Annotated in this window: 19 protein-coding genes; 6 read left to right on the top strand and 13 right to left on the bottom strand. The window is 62.3% G+C overall.

Translation table 11 applies throughout. The features are described 5' to 3' along the window. The first annotated feature begins 114 nt into the window (after nt 1–114). Together C1T17_RS16985 and C1T17_RS16980 are read left to right on the top strand one after the other, a co-directional pair. Nucleotides 115–3,033: a M16 family metallopeptidase gene (locus tag C1T17_RS16985; RefSeq protein ID WP_104954448.1), complete on the top strand. Its 2,919-nt coding sequence runs from the start codon at nt 115–117 to the stop codon at nt 3,031–3,033. 28 nt (nt 3,034–3,061) lie between these two features. Further along, nucleotides 3,062–3,364, top strand: a complete 303-nt coding sequence (locus C1T17_RS16980; RefSeq protein WP_104954447.1) for a hypothetical protein — start codon at nt 3,062–3,064, stop codon at nt 3,362–3,364. A gap of 64 nt (nt 3,365–3,428) precedes the next feature. Here the strand turns inward: C1T17_RS16980 and C1T17_RS16975 are convergent, their stop codons facing one another. From C1T17_RS16975 to C1T17_RS16945, 7 genes are all read right to left on the bottom strand, one after another. After that, entirely contained in the window at nt 3,429–4,082 is a 654-nt protein-coding gene (locus C1T17_RS16975) for a hypothetical protein (protein WP_104954446.1), read from the bottom strand. Nucleotides 4,083–4,311: 229 nt separating this feature from the next. Further along, nucleotides 4,312–4,824 carry a peptidoglycan-associated lipoprotein Pal gene (pal, locus tag C1T17_RS16970; protein WP_223262661.1) on the bottom strand — a complete coding sequence of 171 codons (513 nt, stop codon included), beginning with the start codon at nt 4,822–4,824 and terminating at the stop codon, nt 4,312–4,314. A 126-nt stretch (nt 4,825–4,950) separates the two neighbouring features. Further along, entirely contained in the window at nt 4,951–6,294 is a 1,344-nt protein-coding gene (gene tolB, locus C1T17_RS16965) for a Tol-Pal system beta propeller repeat protein TolB (RefSeq protein WP_104954445.1), read from the bottom strand. After that, nucleotides 6,291–7,259: a cell envelope biogenesis protein TolA gene (locus C1T17_RS16960; RefSeq protein ID WP_104954444.1), complete on the bottom strand. Its 969-nt coding sequence runs from the start codon at nt 7,257–7,259 to the stop codon at nt 6,291–6,293. The genes tolB and C1T17_RS16960 overlap by 4 nt, the downstream gene beginning before the upstream one ends. 13 nt (nt 7,260–7,272) lie before the next feature. Continuing rightward, complete coding sequence (locus C1T17_RS16955; protein ID WP_104954443.1) at nt 7,273–7,743, bottom strand: ExbD/TolR family protein; 471 nt, start codon at nt 7,741–7,743, stop codon at nt 7,273–7,275. After that, nucleotides 7,743–8,444, bottom strand: a complete 702-nt coding sequence (gene tolQ, locus C1T17_RS16950) for a protein TolQ (RefSeq protein WP_104954442.1) — start codon at nt 8,442–8,444, stop codon at nt 7,743–7,745. The genes C1T17_RS16955 and tolQ overlap by 1 nt, the downstream gene beginning before the upstream one ends. Then, entirely contained in the window at nt 8,441–8,932 is a 492-nt protein-coding gene (locus C1T17_RS16945; RefSeq protein WP_104954441.1) for a YbgC/FadM family acyl-CoA thioesterase, read from the bottom strand. The genes tolQ and C1T17_RS16945 overlap by 4 nt, the downstream gene beginning before the upstream one ends. A gap of 197 nt (nt 8,933–9,129) precedes the next feature. On the opposite strand from C1T17_RS16945, the gene C1T17_RS16940 reads away from it, so the two are divergent. Continuing rightward, nucleotides 9,130–9,507, top strand: a complete 378-nt coding sequence (locus C1T17_RS16940; RefSeq protein WP_223262660.1) for a PRC-barrel domain-containing protein — start codon at nt 9,130–9,132, stop codon at nt 9,505–9,507. Nucleotides 9,508–9,569: 62 nt separating this feature from the next. After that, nucleotides 9,570–9,785: a hypothetical protein gene (locus C1T17_RS16935; RefSeq protein ID WP_104954440.1), complete on the top strand. Its 216-nt coding sequence runs from the start codon at nt 9,570–9,572 to the stop codon at nt 9,783–9,785. A 12-nt stretch (nt 9,786–9,797) separates the two neighbouring features. On the opposite strand, the gene ruvB is transcribed toward C1T17_RS16935, so the two are convergent. The 6 genes from ruvB to C1T17_RS16905 form a co-directional block, all read right to left on the bottom strand. Beyond that, nucleotides 9,798–10,820 (bottom strand): Holliday junction branch migration DNA helicase RuvB, encoded by a 1,023-nt coding sequence (ruvB, locus tag C1T17_RS16930; RefSeq protein WP_104954439.1) that lies wholly within the window; start codon nt 10,818–10,820, stop codon nt 9,798–9,800. Between the two features lie 7 nt (nt 10,821–10,827). Next, on the bottom strand, nt 10,828–11,433 hold the full coding sequence (gene ruvA / locus C1T17_RS16925) for a Holliday junction branch migration protein RuvA (RefSeq protein ID WP_104954438.1): 606 nt from the start codon (nt 11,431–11,433) through the stop codon (nt 10,828–10,830). A gap of 47 nt (nt 11,434–11,480) precedes the next feature. Then, entirely contained in the window at nt 11,481–11,969 is a 489-nt protein-coding gene (ruvC, locus tag C1T17_RS16920) for a crossover junction endodeoxyribonuclease RuvC (protein WP_104954437.1), read from the bottom strand. Further along, the gene (locus C1T17_RS16915; RefSeq protein WP_104954436.1) at nt 11,966–12,709 is read right to left on the bottom strand and encodes a YebC/PmpR family DNA-binding transcriptional regulator; all 744 of its coding nucleotides are present in this window, start codon (nt 12,707–12,709) and stop codon (nt 11,966–11,968) included. The genes ruvC and C1T17_RS16915 overlap by 4 nt, the downstream gene beginning before the upstream one ends. Before the next feature lie 95 nt (nt 12,710–12,804). Further along, complete coding sequence (locus tag C1T17_RS16910) at nt 12,805–12,981, bottom strand: hypothetical protein (protein ID WP_223262659.1); 177 nt, start codon at nt 12,979–12,981, stop codon at nt 12,805–12,807. A 97-nt stretch (nt 12,982–13,078) separates the two neighbouring features. Further along, nucleotides 13,079–13,831 carry a hypothetical protein gene (locus C1T17_RS16905; protein ID WP_145959027.1) on the bottom strand — a complete coding sequence of 251 codons (753 nt, stop codon included), beginning with the start codon at nt 13,829–13,831 and terminating at the stop codon, nt 13,079–13,081. A gap of 121 nt (nt 13,832–13,952) precedes the next feature. Between C1T17_RS16905 and C1T17_RS16900 the strand changes: the two genes are divergently transcribed. Then, entirely contained in the window at nt 13,953–14,195 is a 243-nt protein-coding gene (locus C1T17_RS16900) for a type II toxin-antitoxin system ParD family antitoxin (protein WP_104954433.1), read from the top strand. Next, nucleotides 14,192–14,479 carry a type II toxin-antitoxin system RelE/ParE family toxin gene (locus C1T17_RS16895; RefSeq protein WP_104954432.1) on the top strand — a complete coding sequence of 96 codons (288 nt, stop codon included), beginning with the start codon at nt 14,192–14,194 and terminating at the stop codon, nt 14,477–14,479. Before C1T17_RS16900 ends, C1T17_RS16895 begins: the two co-directional genes overlap by 4 nt. Nucleotides 14,480–14,483: the final 4 nt, after the last annotated feature.

The following is a 14,483-nucleotide window of genomic DNA, read 5'->3' as shown; positions in this document are numbered from 1 at the left end:
GCCCCTAAAGTGACTGTCCAGCGGAAACCGTATTGCACCGATAAAACGGCTCGCTATTCTGCGCGGCATCATGACGGGTATCAGCCGTCAGCTTCGCTTCGTTGAAGGAACCCCATGCCTCGCACTTTCGCTCCCCGTCTCGCGCTGGCGCTCGCCGCATCGCCACTTGCGCTGGCTGCTTCCTACGTCCCTGCGTTCGCGCAGAACCCTGCTGCGGCAAAGCCAGCGCCGGTCGAAGACCTCGTCGCTGCCGTCAAGATCCCCTATGAGCAGTTTACGCTGAAGAACGGTCTGCGCGTCATTGTCCACACCGATCGCAAGGCACCGATCGTTGCGACGTCGATCTGGTATGGCGTCGGTTCCAAGAACGAGCCGAAGGGCAAGACCGGCTTTGCGCATCTGTTCGAGCATCTGATGTTCAACGGATCGGAAAATGCGCCCGGTGATTTCTTCGAGCCGCTGCAACAAGTCGGCGCGACCGACTTCAACGGAACGACATGGTTCGACCGCACCAATTATTTTGAGACGGTGCCGAAGTCGGCTCTGGAAGTAGCGCTGTTCCTGGAGAGCGACCGCATGGGGCATTTGCTCGGCGCGGTGACGCAGGAGAAGCTCGATAATCAGCGCGGCGTTGTGCAGAACGAGAAGCGGCAGGGTGATAACCAGCCCTACGGCTTAGTCGAATATGCGCAGTTGGAAGGGTTGTTGCCTGCGGGTCATCCCTACGCCCATTCGACGATCGGTTCGATGGCGGACCTGGATGCCGCCAGCCTTGCCGATGTGAAAGGCTGGTTCACCGATCATTATGGCCCCAATAATGCCGTGCTGGTGCTGGCTGGCGACATCGATGTGGCGAGCGCAAAGCCGCTGGTCGAGAAATATTTCGGCGACATTCCGGCGGGCAAGAAGGTGCAGCCACTGGATGTGCCCATCCCTTCACTCGCGGCGCGCAAGGACGAGGTGATGAAGGATCGGGTCGCGACTACGCGCCTTTATCGCTGGTGGGCGGTGCCGGGTCTCAACGATCCGGCCCAGACGCCGCTGGAGATCGGCGCAAGCGTGCTGGGCGGCCTTGCCAGTTCGCGGCTCGACAATGAATTAGTGCGCAAGCAGCAGATTGCTGTGGGCGTCACGGCGCAGTTGCAGGAATTTGCGCAACTCTCCTTCTTCGAAGTCACGATGGACGTGAAGCCGGGCGTGGACGCGAAGATGGCGGGCGAGCAGCTTGATGCCTTGTTGAAGGACTATATCGCCAAGGGGCCGACGGCGGATGAAGTCGCGCGGGTCGCTACATCCAATATCTCGGGCACCATCGGTGGCCTTGAGTCTGTGGGTGGTTTCTCGGGGAAAGCCGTGACGCTTGCCGAAGGCGCTCTATATTCCAACGATCCGTCCTTCTATGCCAAGCAGTTGAAGGAAATGGCCGAAGCCACGCCCGCGCAGGTGACGGCGGCGATGCAGAAGTGGCTGACGCGTCCCGTCTTCGCGTTGACGGTCGAGCCGGGTGACCGGGCGGCCTATCAGAACGCTGGCGGCAAGGCTTCGGTACGTTCCGGCATCGTCAGCACGCCAGCCTATTACCGGATGCCCGCCGACGGTGGCGCAGGTAATGTGAAGGTGGACGTGCCCGCGACAACCGCGCCGCGTACCGCTGTCGATCGCAGTAAGTTGCCTGAAGTTGGGTCGATCCCGAACCTCGACTTCCCGACGGTGGAAACTACGACGCTATCTAACGGGATCAAGGTGCATTTCGCGCGGCGCGAAACCGTGCCGACGTTACGGCTCTCGGTCGTATTCGACGCAGGCAATGCTGCCGATCCGCATGACATGCTGGGCACGCAGGCAGTGACGCTTGCGATGCTGAAGGAAGGCACCCGGACTCGCAACAGCATCCAGATCGCCGAGGAGCAGGAGCGGCTGGGCGCGGCAATCTCGGTAGGCGCGAGCATGGATCGCACCAGCGTCTCGCTCTATGCGCTGACGCCCAATCTTGCACCTTCGCTCGATTTGCTGGCTGACGTCATCAAGAACCCGGCCTTCGACGTTAAGGAACTGGAGCGCGTCCGTGCGCAGCAACTCTCGCGGATCGCGCAGGAATTGACGCAGCCGCAGGCGCTGGCGAGCCGGACACTTCCGCCGCTTCTGTATGGCAAGGACCATCCCTATGGCGTACCTTCCAGCGGCACGGGCGATCCGGCCGTGGTGAAGGCGCTGACCCCGAACGACCTGGCGAGCTTCCACAACAAATGGATTCGCGGCGACAATGCGGAAATCTTCGCGGTGGGTGACACGACGCTCGGCGACTTGAAGCCCATGCTGGAGGCGCGCTTTGGCACATGGCGGATGACGCGGGACTTGCCGGGCAAGAAGAATTTCGAAGTACCGGTGCCGCCCGCGCAATCGCGGATCGTGCTGGTGGATCGCCCGCAATCGCCGCAGTCGGTTATTTACGGTGGTGCGTTGCTGAACGCGAAGGGCACGGACGACCTAGTGACATTCCTGTCGGCAAACGATGTGCTGGGTGGCAGTTTCCTCAGCCGCATCAACATGGATCTGCGTGAGACGAAGGGCTGGTCCTATGGCGTGTTCTCCACCGTCAACCGCTTCGAGAACCAGTTGCCGTATATCATCGTAGCGCCGGTGCAGGCGGATCAGACTGGACCTTCGATTGCGGCGCTCAAGGCGCAGATGACCGACTTCCTGACGACGAAGGGGGTCACTGCCGCGGAATTGCAGCGGACGGTCAACGGCAGTACGCGTGAACTGGCAGGGAGCTTCGAGACATCGGCGGATGTGTTGGGTGAGATGCAACGCGATGTGCTTTTCATGCGGCCGTTCGATTATGCCGAAACCCTGGCAGATCGCTACAAGGCGCTGACTGTGCCACAGCTTGACGCTACGGCGCGCAAGATGATCGATCCGAACAAGATCACTTGGGTCGTAGTAGGGGATAAGGCTGTGGTTATGCCGCAGCTTCAAAAGCTTGGCATTCCCATCACGGTCGTTGACAGCGCCGCCATAGCCGCCAAATAAGCGACAATGACATTGCAGGAGATATGACATGGCAACAGTTGATGGCGCCTATGATTGCGTAACCAAGACCCCGATGGGTGACCAAACGAGCGTCTTTACCGTCATCAGCAATGGTGACACGTTCCACGGTACAAACGCGGGACCGCTTGGTTCGCTGGACGTGAAGGACGGCAAGGTCGACGGCAACCGGCTGACGTGGAAGATGGATATGGTGGTGCCGATGCCGATGACGCTGGAGGCCGAAGGTATTGTAGAGGGCGACACGCTGACCGCCACGGTTCAGCTTGGCGCTTTCGGCTCGGCAGCGATGACGGGCAAGCGACGGGCCTGAACGCTCCCTCAAGTCATTTTAGAGGCCCGCCGGTCCAAAGACTGGCGGGCTTTTCTTGTTTAGATCAGAAGCGATAACCAAGCGAGAATTGCAGGACGGGATAGACTTTATACCCGTCGATGTCGTCCTGAAGATCGCGGCGTTCCGCTTCGATATCTTGCGGCCGGATCATCGCGTTGCTCGCGGTGAAATCATGCAGGCGGACGGTTCCCTGGAACATCGCGCCTGCGTCGACGCCGAAGGCAAGGCCAGGGCGGATGCCGCCGCCATAGCCGACCGTCAGCATAGGCGCGAAATTCTTGGGGCCAGCCTTTCCGCTTAGCGTGCCGACCTGAGCCGGCGTGTAGATCGTGCCGTTGATGGTGACTGGGCCGTTGGGAGTGGCGACGACCCGACCCTTGTTGCCGTTGCTGCGCCCGCCTGCCGAGATGCGGAAGCCGCCGTCGAACGGATAGATGTCGACCATCACGCCGCCCGAACGCAGTTTGACCTTACCGTCATAATCCAGGTCGTTTGAACCGAAGCTTTGGCTGAAGGAGAGGAAGGTGGCGTTGCCGCGCAGACCGATCTTTTTCGTCGCGCGGTAGGCGACTTCGGGGCCGACGCCCAGGGAGCCGCCGGTGACGGCGACGGTCACACGGGCTTCGTCCTTTGCAAGGGCGGGCGTCGCCGTAGTGGCGATGAATAGCGTACCAAGAAGCAGGAGGGGAGGGCGCATGGAGTTCTCACGGATTAGCGATGGGGCTGGTCAGCACCTACGGCGCTGCACCTGATCCGGCTTAAGGCGAGAGGGTTAAAATCCTGATAGCCATCTTCACGGCTCGTCGCAAAAATCAAATTGAATGAAGAGCATAGCTAATGAGCCAGCGAGGCTCCGTCGTGCAGCGGCCAAAGAAAAGCCCGCTGGATTTCGCGGCCAGCGGGCTCTTTGCAGTTTTAGAAGTGCATCAATATTGCACGGTCACCGTGACGGCACGACGGTTCTGTGCCCATGCGCTTTCGTCGGAACCTGTCGCGGCGGGGCGCTCCTTACCGTAACTGATCGTTGTGATCCGGGTGGGCGCAATGCCAAGGGATGCCAGATAATTCTTGGCTGAATTGGCGCGCTTTTCACCCAAGGCTAGATTGTAATCGCGGGTGCCGCGCTCGTCGGCATGGCCTTCGATCGTGACGCGGACATTGGGGTTCGCCTGCAACCACTGTGCCTGGCTCTGCAGGATGCTCTGATCCTGAGAGTCTATTTCGAACTCGTCCGTACCGAACAGGATGCGGTCGGCAGCGACGCTCGCGATGAAGTCTTCCTGGCTGCCCTTAACAGGACCACCGGTGCCTGCACCAGTATCAGCGGGGGTGCTGTTATCAACCGGCGCGGGCGGAAGTTCCTGCGGCGCCTTCTTGGAACAAGCTGCGAGCGATACGACAGCGGTGGCCATCAGCAGGCTTTTGGACAGTGCGTTCATGATGTTCTCCTTTGGGGGATGGAAAAGTACCGGCCTGCTTACGCTCGTGGATAAATCGTTACGATTACAGTACGACTATGTTTCACCTCGTCAACGACTTCCGGCGAAAACGGTTCCTTGGCGCGATCATGGAAGCAATGGTCCCCACGCCGGATCGGAGCCGTTCAGCGGGGTCGGAATGCGACGCTCATTCACGCCGGTGAGGTCAACTTGCCAGACTTGACTCGCGCCCGTCCGTCCTGCGCTGGTGCGGAAGAATTGCAGGACACGACCGTTGGGCGACCAGCTTGGCTGTTCGTCCTGCCAGCCGTTGGTCAGGATGCGCTCGTTGCCGCCGGTGGGCGTCATCACCGCGACCTTGAAGTCGCCGCTGATCTTCGTGAAGGCGATGAGATCGCCGCGCGGCGACCATTCCGGCGTTGCGTAGCGCCCGCCACCATGGCTGATCCGCTGCTGGCCGGAACCGTCCGCATTCATGACGTAGAGCTGTTGCCCGCCCGAGCGGTCACTCTCGAACACGATTTTGCTTCCGTCGGGTGAGTAGCTGCCGCCAACGTCGATAGCAGGAGATGTAGTAAGGCGCTGCGGCGAGCCACCGCTTGAGGATACGCGATAAATGTCCGTGTTGCCGCCCACTGCCATCGAGAAGAGGATGTTGCGGCCATCAGGCGACCAGCGCGGTGCGAAGGTCGCGTTGCTGCTTTCGGTGACAAGGCGCTGCTTGCCTGTGCCTATGTCGTATACGAAGATGCGGACGCGATTGTTGAGGTAGCTCACATAGACGATCGACTTGTAATCGGGCGAGAAGCGGGGGGTCAGCGCAATGCTCTGCCCGTTGGTGATGAAGCGGTGGTTCGCGCCATCGCTGTCCATGATCGCCAGCCGCTTGACGCGTTTGTCCTTGGGGCCGCTCTCGGCGATGTAGGCGATGCGGCTGTCGAAGAACGGGCTTTCTCCCGACAACCGCGCATAGATGGCGTCGGCGCATTTATGTGCGGCACGGCGCCAATCGCCCGGCGCGACCACATAGCCTTGCCGCGTCAGTTCTGATTTCAACGCGACGTCATAGAGGTAGCAGCCGACCGTGATGTCCGCGTTACCACCAGTCGAGCGGACGAAGCCCTGCACGAGAGCCTCGAAGCTACCCCACTTGTCATAAGTAGGGAAGGTCACTTCCGGGACTGTAACGCCGGGAAGGCCGCTGGGGCCGGATGGCTCGAACAGACCTGATCCACGCAAGTCTGCAGCGATGACTTCGGCGACCTTGCGGCCAAGTTCCTCGGTGGTTCCAGCGGGGGTCTGGACCGACTGTTGCGTCGGCAGCGTCGGCACGGCGATCTTGAGGTTGGACGCGCTTTCGTCCGTTACGTCGACGCTCAACTGTGCGTGTACGGGTGCGGCGAGGAGGCCGATGGCGAGGGCGGCAGTTGCGGCGAACCGCTTGAGCGCGAATGTCTTGCTAGGGGTCATTGCGATAGCCTCTTGTCGAATGCGATGCGGAGGGATTTCCAGCCGTCATACAGGTCCGGCGGCAATTTGAACGGTGCCGCCAGCCGGATGGCCTTCACCGCGAGTTCCTGATGCAGCTTCACCTGCGCGCGATTGCTTGCAGTGATGCCTGTCGTATCCACGACTTCGGGTGAACCGGAGATGGCCCCGTTCGGCGTCAACTCGACCGCAACGATCGTGCGCAACTGCTCGGCGTCCGCGCCGGTCGGAGCCTTCCAATGCGGTTTCAACTGCCGCCGGATTTCGGAATCGAGCGCTGCCTTCTGCTTCGCGCCAATGACGTTTGCGGCGGGCGCAGCCGGGGCAGGGCTACGCGGCGCTTCTCCCTGAATGCCCTTCAGGAAGTCGGGGCCGAGTTGAGATCCTTTCGGCCTATCGGTCTTGCCCTTGCCGGTTGCCGCTGCGGGTTTGGCGGCAGTGGGCTTCTTGGCAGTTGCCTTTGCCGGAACGGGCTTGGCGGCAGCAGGTTTTGCCTTCGCAGGCGCTGGCTTGGCGCGCTCAACGGGCGGCGTGGGCTTTGCGGGTTTAGCCTTTTCCGGCGTGGGCTTGGGCGCGGCCGGCTTAGGCTTGGCTTTTTCCGCCGGGCGCGTAGTCGGTGCGGGTTTAGGGGTAGGCCTCGGAACCGGGCGCGGCGGCGGCGGTGTCGGCTCAGGTGGCGTGGGTTCCGGCGGGCTGGGCACGGGTTCGGCGGGCGCAGGCTCGGCGGTTTCTCCCACTTCGGGTGCGACGCTGGGAGGCGGCGGTTGGCGTGAGATTTGCGGTGCGGCAGATTGCAGCGCGACTTCATCCACCAGGCTCACGTCCATCGGCGGTGAATTGAGTTTCATCGGATTGGGTGTCGACAGGAACCCGGTCGAGAGGATACCGAACAGTAGCACATGCGCCGCCGTCGCGATCCCAAATCCGATTTTCTCCGTGCGTTCCATCGTGAGTATGGGCTTAGAGCTGGGTAGTGGAACGAGTGGCGGGCGCGCCTTCGCTGGCGCTGGTGCTGACGAGCGCGACTTTGTTGAGGCCCGCGGCGCTCAACTCGCCCATCACGTCCATCACCCGGCCGTAATCGAGCGCCGTGTCAGCACGCAGGAAGATCTGCGGCGGCTCCATGCCCGCATTGGCGGCGCGGATTTCGGCCAGCCGCCCCGGCAAGTCACCCATGCTGATCTCGGTGTCATCCACGAATAGCCCGCCATTTCGGTCGAGCGACACAAGGGTAGGCTTCTGATCCTGATCCAGCCCCTTGGCCTTACTATCGGGCAGGTTCACCGGAACGCCTGTCACCAGCAGCGGCGCGGTCACCATGAAGATGATGAGCAGCACCAGCATCACGTCGACCAGCGGTGTGACGTTGATGTCAGCCATCGGCGCGCGGCGCCCGCCGCGGCGTGTGGAAGGTGGTCCGCTCATTGACATTAGCGCTGGCTTTCCAGTTCGCGGCTGAGCGTCGCGTAAAAGGCGTCAGCGAAGCGGTGCATGCCCGCTTCAAGGCGGTTGATGGCGTGGCTGAAGCGGTTGTAGGCGATAACGGCGGGGATGGCAGCGAACAGGCCGATGGCAGTCGCGAACAGTGCCTCCGCGATGCCCGGCGCGACCACCGCAAGGCTGCTGTTCTGCTCCGCCGCGATTGACGTGAATGCGCGCATGATGCCCCACACGGTGCCGAACAGGCCGACGAATGGCGCGACGCTACCGATCGTGGCGAGGATGTTCAGCCGGTCGGACAGCCGGTCCACCTCCGCCGCCGACGCGCTGCTCATTGCGGTGGACAGGCGATCGCGCGTACCTTCCCGGTCGATTGTCTTGGAAGCTGTCGACCGCCGCCATTCGGACACGCCGGCCGCCATTACCTTTGCGCTCGGCAGGTCAGCCTTCGCGCGTGTCTCGTAGAAGCGGTCGATGTCCTCAGTTTGCCAGAAGTCGCTCTCGAAGGTCGCCGACGCCTTGCGCGTGCGGCGAAGGGTAAAGCCAAAGCCAATGATGATCGCCCATGTCCAGATGCTGGCGAGCAACAGGCCGAGCATCACGGCCTTCACTACGATATCGGCCTGAAGGAACAGCGCGAGCGGCGAAATGGTCGCGGCGTCTGTGGCGAGGGTCAGGGCGGGCATGGTCATGAAGAAGGATCTTCCCCTTGGGCAAGGCGCTTGAAAATGTCGATCCAGGGCTTTGGCTGCCGTTGCGGGCGGCCCTGTGGCGTTAGATATGCGGCGGTTACGTCCCCGTCGGTCACTATTTCCCCGTCTCGCATGACCGTCTGATGAATGGAACAGGTTGCCGCGCCAATTGCGGTGACGTGGCTGCGGATAAGGAGGTCGTCGTCCAGCCGAGCGGGGCGGCGATAGGCTATGGCGACATCGGCCACGGCATAGACGCCGTCCCCACCTTCATGATGTTCGCGTTGGTCGATCCCGGCCAAACGCAGCATATCGGAACGCGCGCGCTCCATGTAGCGTAAATAGTTGGCATGATAGACGACACCTGAAAGATCGGTGTCCTCGAAGTAAACGCGCACTGGGAAATAATGGACGCCTCTGACGAATTGTCCGGCCGCTGGACGCATGTCCGCTGGCGGATCGGGAAGGGCTAGGGGCGCAAGGCTCATGCGCGCCGTTTAACCATGATCGGCTTGAGGGGCAAAGGCGTAAAATAGCGGAGCTGCCAGCAACTGGTCGGCGCGACGGGGCGTTTGGTCGGTTATGCTGCCGATACGCTTTCAGCTGTAGCCATTGGCGCGGAAAGACGGGAACTATCGCAGGTTAGCCCGGTTGATAGCGAACCCCCTCAAAAAGGAGACGTATCATGGCATATGACATGGATAGCGGAGTTCTTGAAAGAGACGAGGCGCATAACTTGATTGCGTCGGACAGGGTCGAGGGCACCAGCGTCTATAATCCCGATGGCGAGAAGCTGGGCAGCGTGCATCACTTCATGGTTGGCAAGCGAAGCGGCAAGGTGAGCTATGCCGTGATGAGTTTCGGCGGATTCCTTGGCGTGGGTGAGAGATATCATCCCTTGCCGTGGGATGTGCTGACCTACGACACAGACCTGAAGGGCTATGTCGTGGATATGGACAAGGAGCGGCTGCAGGGCGCTCCTTCCTACGAAAGCGGGCAAGAACCTGCCTATGACAAAGCCTATGGTTCGACGGTCTTTGGTTATTACGGTCTGGGCTACTGATATTTTGCATGTCGAGGTGCGGTCAGCGCCTCGCCCTTTTTTGCGTCTGAAGGATTGAGACTATGGACTTCACCGGAACGACAGCCATGGACCGCTTGGCGGCCGCCAATCCTCTGTTTGCCTTATGGGCGATGCCCTACAAGATCGCCGAGGCCTGGTTCGCGCCGTTTCTGCGGGCCACGAAGCCGGATGGGTGGGAATCTGCGGAGATGGACCATAGCCAACTACCCGTTCCGCAGCCGATCCAAGAGAACAAGGACCGCGACATATTCGCGTGAGGCGGGCTGGCTTTAGTCGAATAGCCCCTCCTGTGCGCCCTCCGGCGGATTGAGGCCGAGATGCTTCCATCCGCCGGCGTTCAGGCACCGACCGCGTGCGGTACGGGCTATCAGTCCGAGCTGGATGAGATAGGGCTCGATCACTTCCTCGATCGTATCGCGCGGTTCGGACAGACCGGCGGCAAGCGTTTCCACGCCGACCGGCCCGCCGCGGTATATATCTGCGATCATCATCAGGTAGCGCCGGTCCATTTGGTCTAGGCCGAGATGATCGACGTCCAGCCGCAACAGCGCGGCGTCCGCGATCTTTGCGTCCACCACCTCATGGCCCGCGACATTGGCGAAATCGCGCACGCGCCGCAGCAGCCGTCCGGATATGCGCGGAGTGCCTCGTGAGCGGCGTGCAATTTCGGTGGAACCGTCGTCGGTGAGCGTGAGCCCCAACAGCCCGGCGGCGCGGCGCACCACCAGTTCGAGCTCCTGCACAGTGTAGAATTGCAGTCGCACCGGGATGCCGAAGCGGTCGCGGAGTGGTGTTGTCAGCAGCCCCTGCCGCGTCGTCGCGCCCACCAGCGTGAAGCGGGGCAAGTCGATCCTGACGGAGCGGGCCGATGGTCCTTCGCCGATCATCAGGTCGAGCGCGCGATCCTCCATCGCGGGGTAGAGGATTTCCTCGACGGCCGGCGCGAGGCGGTGGATTTCGTCCACGAACAGTACGTCGCCCTCGTCGAGGTTCGTCAGCAGCGCGGCCAGATCGCCCGACTTGGCGATGACGGGGCCGGAGGTGGCGCGAAAGCCGACGCCCATTTCCTTGGCGACGATCTGCGCCAGCGTGGTCTTGCCCAGACCCGGCGGTCCGAAGAACAGCACATGGTCGAGCGCTTCGCCCCGCTGCCGCGCGGCCTGAATGAAGATGCGCAGGTTCTCCCGCGCCGCCTTTTGACCGACGAACTCGTCGAGCGTCTTGGGCCGGAGTGCGGCGTCGACATCTTCCGCACGGCGGGCGGGGGTGATGATTCGGTCGGTGTCGGTCATCTACCGCTCACTTCGCCGCTTTCCGCAGCGCCAGCCGCACCAGCGCATCCAGCGATGCGCCGTCGCCGAGGTCCGCTTCGGCCGCCGCGACTGCCGCGCTGGCCTCACCCGGCCTGAAGCCCAGGTTCTGCAGCGCCGATACGGCGTCTGTGCCGTGGCTTCCGGTCGGCAGCGCAACCATTCCCGCCGCCATTGCAGCGCCCGCAGGCGCCACGCCGATCTTGTCCTTCAACTCGTTGACGATGCGCATGGCGAGTTTCGGCCCCACGCCGTTCGCGCGCGCGACCATTGCCTTGTCGCCCATCGCGATGGCGCGGTGGACTTCGGCGGGTTCCAGCGCGGAGAGGATCGCCAGCGCCACGCGTGCGCCCACGCCCTGCACGCCGGTCAGCAGGCGGAACCAATCACGCTCCTCTGCGCTCGCAAAGCCCATCAGGCGGATCGCGTCTTCGCTGACCAGCATCTCGGTGTGGATGGTCACGGCTTCCCCAACGACCCCGAGCGCCGATAGGGTGCGCGAGGACGCACCGACCAGATAGCCAACGCCTCCCACGTCGATGACCGCATGGTCGATGCCGGTGCTGTCGAGGCGGCCTGATAGTTTCGCGATCATGTTATGTTCTTTAGCGTCATTTCGCGCGGCGGTGCAATTGGGAAGTGTTAGCGCCCGATCCGGCGAGCCGTCGCATTGTGATGGGCATGGGTGATCGCGACCGCCAGTGCGTCCGCCGCATCCGGCCCTGCGATGACGGCGCCGGGGAGGAGGCGGGCGATCATCGCGTGCACCTGATCCTTGCTGGCATTGCCGACCCCGACGACCGATTTCTTGACCAGCCTCGCTGCATATTCGCCGACCTCGATCCCCGATTTCGCTGCGTTCAGCAGGCAGATGCCGCGCGCCTGCCCCAGTTTCAGCGTCGATTGCGGATTGGCGTTGACGAACACTTCCTCCACTGCCGCGGCGCTAGGCCGATGTTGCAAGATCAGGTCTGTCAGCGCCGCGTCCAGCGCCAGCAATCGCGCGGCGAGTGCGGCCTTCGTGTCCGTCTTGATCTGCCCATTGGCGATGTGGCTGAGGCGATTGCCGTCCACCGCGATCAGCCCCCAGCCGGTCGTGCTAAGGCCGGGGTCAAGCCCGAGCAGGATCAGCCGAGCTTCTCCAGCACGTCTTCGGACACTTCGTAATTGCCCCAGACGGTCTGCACGTCGTCATCGTCTTCCAGCGCATCGACCAGCTTCAGGAGCGAGGCGGCGTTGTTCTCGTCCACTTCGACGGTGGTCTGCGGCTTCCATGCGAGCTTGGCGCTATCAGCCTCTCCCAGCTTGGTCTCCAGCGCCTTGGCGACTTCGTGCAGCGCGTCCATCGCGGTCCAGATCTCGTGCTCGTCCTCGTTCGAGGCTACATCCTCCGCGCCTGCTTCCAGGGCCGCTTCGAAGATGCTGTCGGCATCGCCAGCACCGGCGGGATAGGTGATGAGGCCCATCCGGTCGAAGCCATGCGACACTGCGCCGCTCGCGCCCAGATTGCCGCCGTTCTTGCTGAACGCCGTGCGCACGTTGGTCGCGGTGCGGTTGCGATTGTCGGTCAGCGCTTCCACGATGATCGCGACGCCGCCGGGGCCGTAACCCTCATAGCGGATTTCCTCGTAATCCTCGCCGCCCGCCTGCGTGGCCTTGTCGATCGCGCGCTGGATATTGTCCTTGGGCATCGACTGCGCCTTGGCCGCGTTGACCGCGAGGCGGAGGCGCGGGTTCATGTCCGGATCCGGCATGCCCATCTTCGCCGCGACGGTGATTTCGCGCGAGAGCTTAGAGAATGTGGCGGAGCGCTTCTTATCCTGCGCGCCCTTGCGGTGCATGATGTTCTTGAATTTACTATGGCCGGCCACGGCCTGCTCCTGACATATACTGAGAATTGAAGCGGGCTGTCTAGCGGCGGGCGCTGCGGCTGGCAACAGGGGTGTGCGGCGGAGCGACCTGCGCGTTAGAAGGCGTTCACCAGCGCCGCGACCTGCGTGTCGCTGGCGGCTTGCGCGTTGGCATCGCCATCCGCGCCGGGCTGCTCGCTGGCGAAGGACCATGCGGTGAAGAGGATACCCGCGGCCCAAAGGAGCGCGGCCCAGCGGCTTTTGAACAGGCGGGCGTAACGGGGACCGAACATGGCGGCCATCTTAGCGCAGGAGAGTTAATGTCCGGTGTCGGCAGAGCCGCCGCGCGCGCCCGGAAAAATGCCGGAAGGTCACGAAAGTCACGCTACGTCACCCCCCGCTTGCCTCTCCTTCAGGCAAATTGGGGTCGAGCCAATCCGAACCTTGAAGACCGTCGCGTTCCTCCGCCTTCGCTTTAAGGATGCGCTCTTTCTCACGCTCCGCAGCCAGGAATTTTTCCAGGTCTTTCCTATAGTATGCCGTCATTTCCGCTTGGGACATGTTCGGGGGAGGCGGCGGCGGTTCCATCGCATCGGGCGTCACGCCCTGTAGCCAGCTTGGGTGCGGGCGGTGGGCATGGCGTGCCGCTACGCCCGGCTGGAGCCGCGAAATCGCTCGCTCCAGCGCGACGGCATAGAGGTCACTGGGAATGGCAAAGTCGACCTCTTCGGCGGGGCGGCCATAGAATGCGGGCCGACGCACGCGCAGCAGGAACTGGGCCAGCCGCTCATCATAGCGGCGATGCTCACCCACTTTCTTGCCCTGATAATAATGCGGGATCGGCACGCCCTTTATCGCGCGGGACGTCACCGCATCCTCCAATCGCAGAATCGCATATTCAAGCGCATTGTCCCAGGCCAGCCGAAAGCTCCCCGCCCCGGGATTTGCGCGCAGTCGATAGGCGCTGCGGACGGACAAGCCCACCGCACGCGCCGCATCCGTGACGCACCCTGTTGCCGCCAGCGCATCGATGAAGTCTGTCTGGCGATCGGCTGTCCAACCATCATGCCGCTCGCGCAGCGGCACAGGGTTGTAGGGGATGTCCGGCCGGGACTTCTTTGCGGGGCGAGTAGGTTTCGTCATGGGCGGTAATGTAGCCCATTTGGTTAGTTGTAGGACAGGGGGATTGGACTTCGGTGGGGTGGCCTAGGAAAGTGACGTAGGCGCGTTGCCAAAGTTAGCGCGAAATTGTATAGGTGCGCGCATGGCACAGATGAATGTATCCCTTCCCGACGGCCTGAAAAACTGGGCGGAAACGCGTGTGGCCGAGGGCCGTTACAGCAGCACCAGCGACTATGTGCGCGATCTGATGCGGCGCGATCAGGAGGCGGAGGAGAAGTTGCGGAACCTTCGCGCGATGATCGAGGAGGGGCTGGCGTCGCCGGAAACGGATGCGACGATAGAGAGCATCATAGCCGACAGCCGTGCAAGGCGCCGCCGCGCGTGAAGCTGCGCATCAGGACCAAAGCCCGGCGCGATCTTGAAGATATACTGGATTACAGCATCGCCGAATTTGGTGAGGATGTTGCTGAAGCTTATCTTCTCACGATCGGTGCGGCGCTGAATCAGCTCGTCGATCATCCGAAATTAGGTTTAGCGCGGTTCGATCTGGCGGAGGGATTGCGCAGCCTGTCGGCGGGCGAACACCGCATTTACTATCGGTTGGACGTCGATAAGATTTCCGTTGCTCGTGTGCTGCATAAGGCAATGGACCCAGCGCGGCATTTTTGACTAT

It is taken from the genome of Sphingobium sp. SCG-1, from assembly GCF_002953135.1.
Classification (GTDB): domain Bacteria; phylum Pseudomonadota; class Alphaproteobacteria; order Sphingomonadales; family Sphingomonadaceae; genus Sphingobium.
Note: the sequence above shows the minus strand (reverse complement) of the source record. Positions and strands in the feature narration are given on the sequence as shown.

Excerpts from the sequence above, each read along its gene's own strand:
- C1T17_RS16900 (WP_104954433.1), top strand. The coding sequence starts at position 13,953 with ATGGCACAGATGAATGTATCCCTTCCCGACGGCCTGAAAAACTGGGCG.
- tolQ (WP_104954442.1), bottom strand. The coding sequence starts at position 8,444 with ATGACCATGCCCGCCCTGACCCTCGCCACAGACGCCGCGACCATTTCG.
- C1T17_RS16945 (WP_104954441.1), bottom strand. The coding sequence starts at position 8,932 with ATGAGCCTTGCGCCCCTAGCCCTTCCCGATCCGCCAGCGGACATGCGT.
- C1T17_RS16955 (WP_104954443.1), bottom strand. The coding sequence starts at position 7,743 with ATGTCAATGAGCGGACCACCTTCCACACGCCGCGGCGGGCGCCGCGCG.
- C1T17_RS16910 (WP_223262659.1), bottom strand. The coding sequence starts at position 12,981 with ATGTTCGGTCCCCGTTACGCCCGCCTGTTCAAAAGCCGCTGGGCCGCG.
- C1T17_RS16985 (WP_104954448.1), top strand. The coding sequence starts at position 115 with ATGCCTCGCACTTTCGCTCCCCGTCTCGCGCTGGCGCTCGCCGCATCG.
- pal (WP_223262661.1), bottom strand. The coding sequence starts at position 4,824 with ATGAACGCACTGTCCAAAAGCCTGCTGATGGCCACCGCTGTCGTATCG.
- ruvB (WP_104954439.1), bottom strand. The coding sequence starts at position 10,820 with ATGACCGACACCGACCGAATCATCACCCCCGCCCGCCGTGCGGAAGAT.
- C1T17_RS16975 (WP_104954446.1), bottom strand. The coding sequence starts at position 4,082 with ATGCGCCCTCCCCTCCTGCTTCTTGGTACGCTATTCATCGCCACTACG.
- C1T17_RS16960 (WP_104954444.1), bottom strand. The coding sequence starts at position 7,259 with ATGGAACGCACGGAGAAAATCGGATTTGGGATCGCGACGGCGGCGCAT.
- C1T17_RS16935 (WP_104954440.1), top strand. The coding sequence starts at position 9,570 with ATGGACTTCACCGGAACGACAGCCATGGACCGCTTGGCGGCCGCCAAT.
- tolB (WP_104954445.1), bottom strand. The coding sequence starts at position 6,294 with ATGACCCCTAGCAAGACATTCGCGCTCAAGCGGTTCGCCGCAACTGCC.
- C1T17_RS16940 (WP_223262660.1), top strand. The coding sequence starts at position 9,130 with ATGGCATATGACATGGATAGCGGAGTTCTTGAAAGAGACGAGGCGCAT.
- ruvA (WP_104954438.1), bottom strand. The coding sequence starts at position 11,433 with ATGATCGCGAAACTATCAGGCCGCCTCGACAGCACCGGCATCGACCAT.
- C1T17_RS16980 (WP_104954447.1), top strand. The coding sequence starts at position 3,062 with ATGGCAACAGTTGATGGCGCCTATGATTGCGTAACCAAGACCCCGATG.
- C1T17_RS16905 (WP_145959027.1), bottom strand. The coding sequence starts at position 13,831 with ATGACGAAACCTACTCGCCCCGCAAAGAAGTCCCGGCCGGACATCCCC.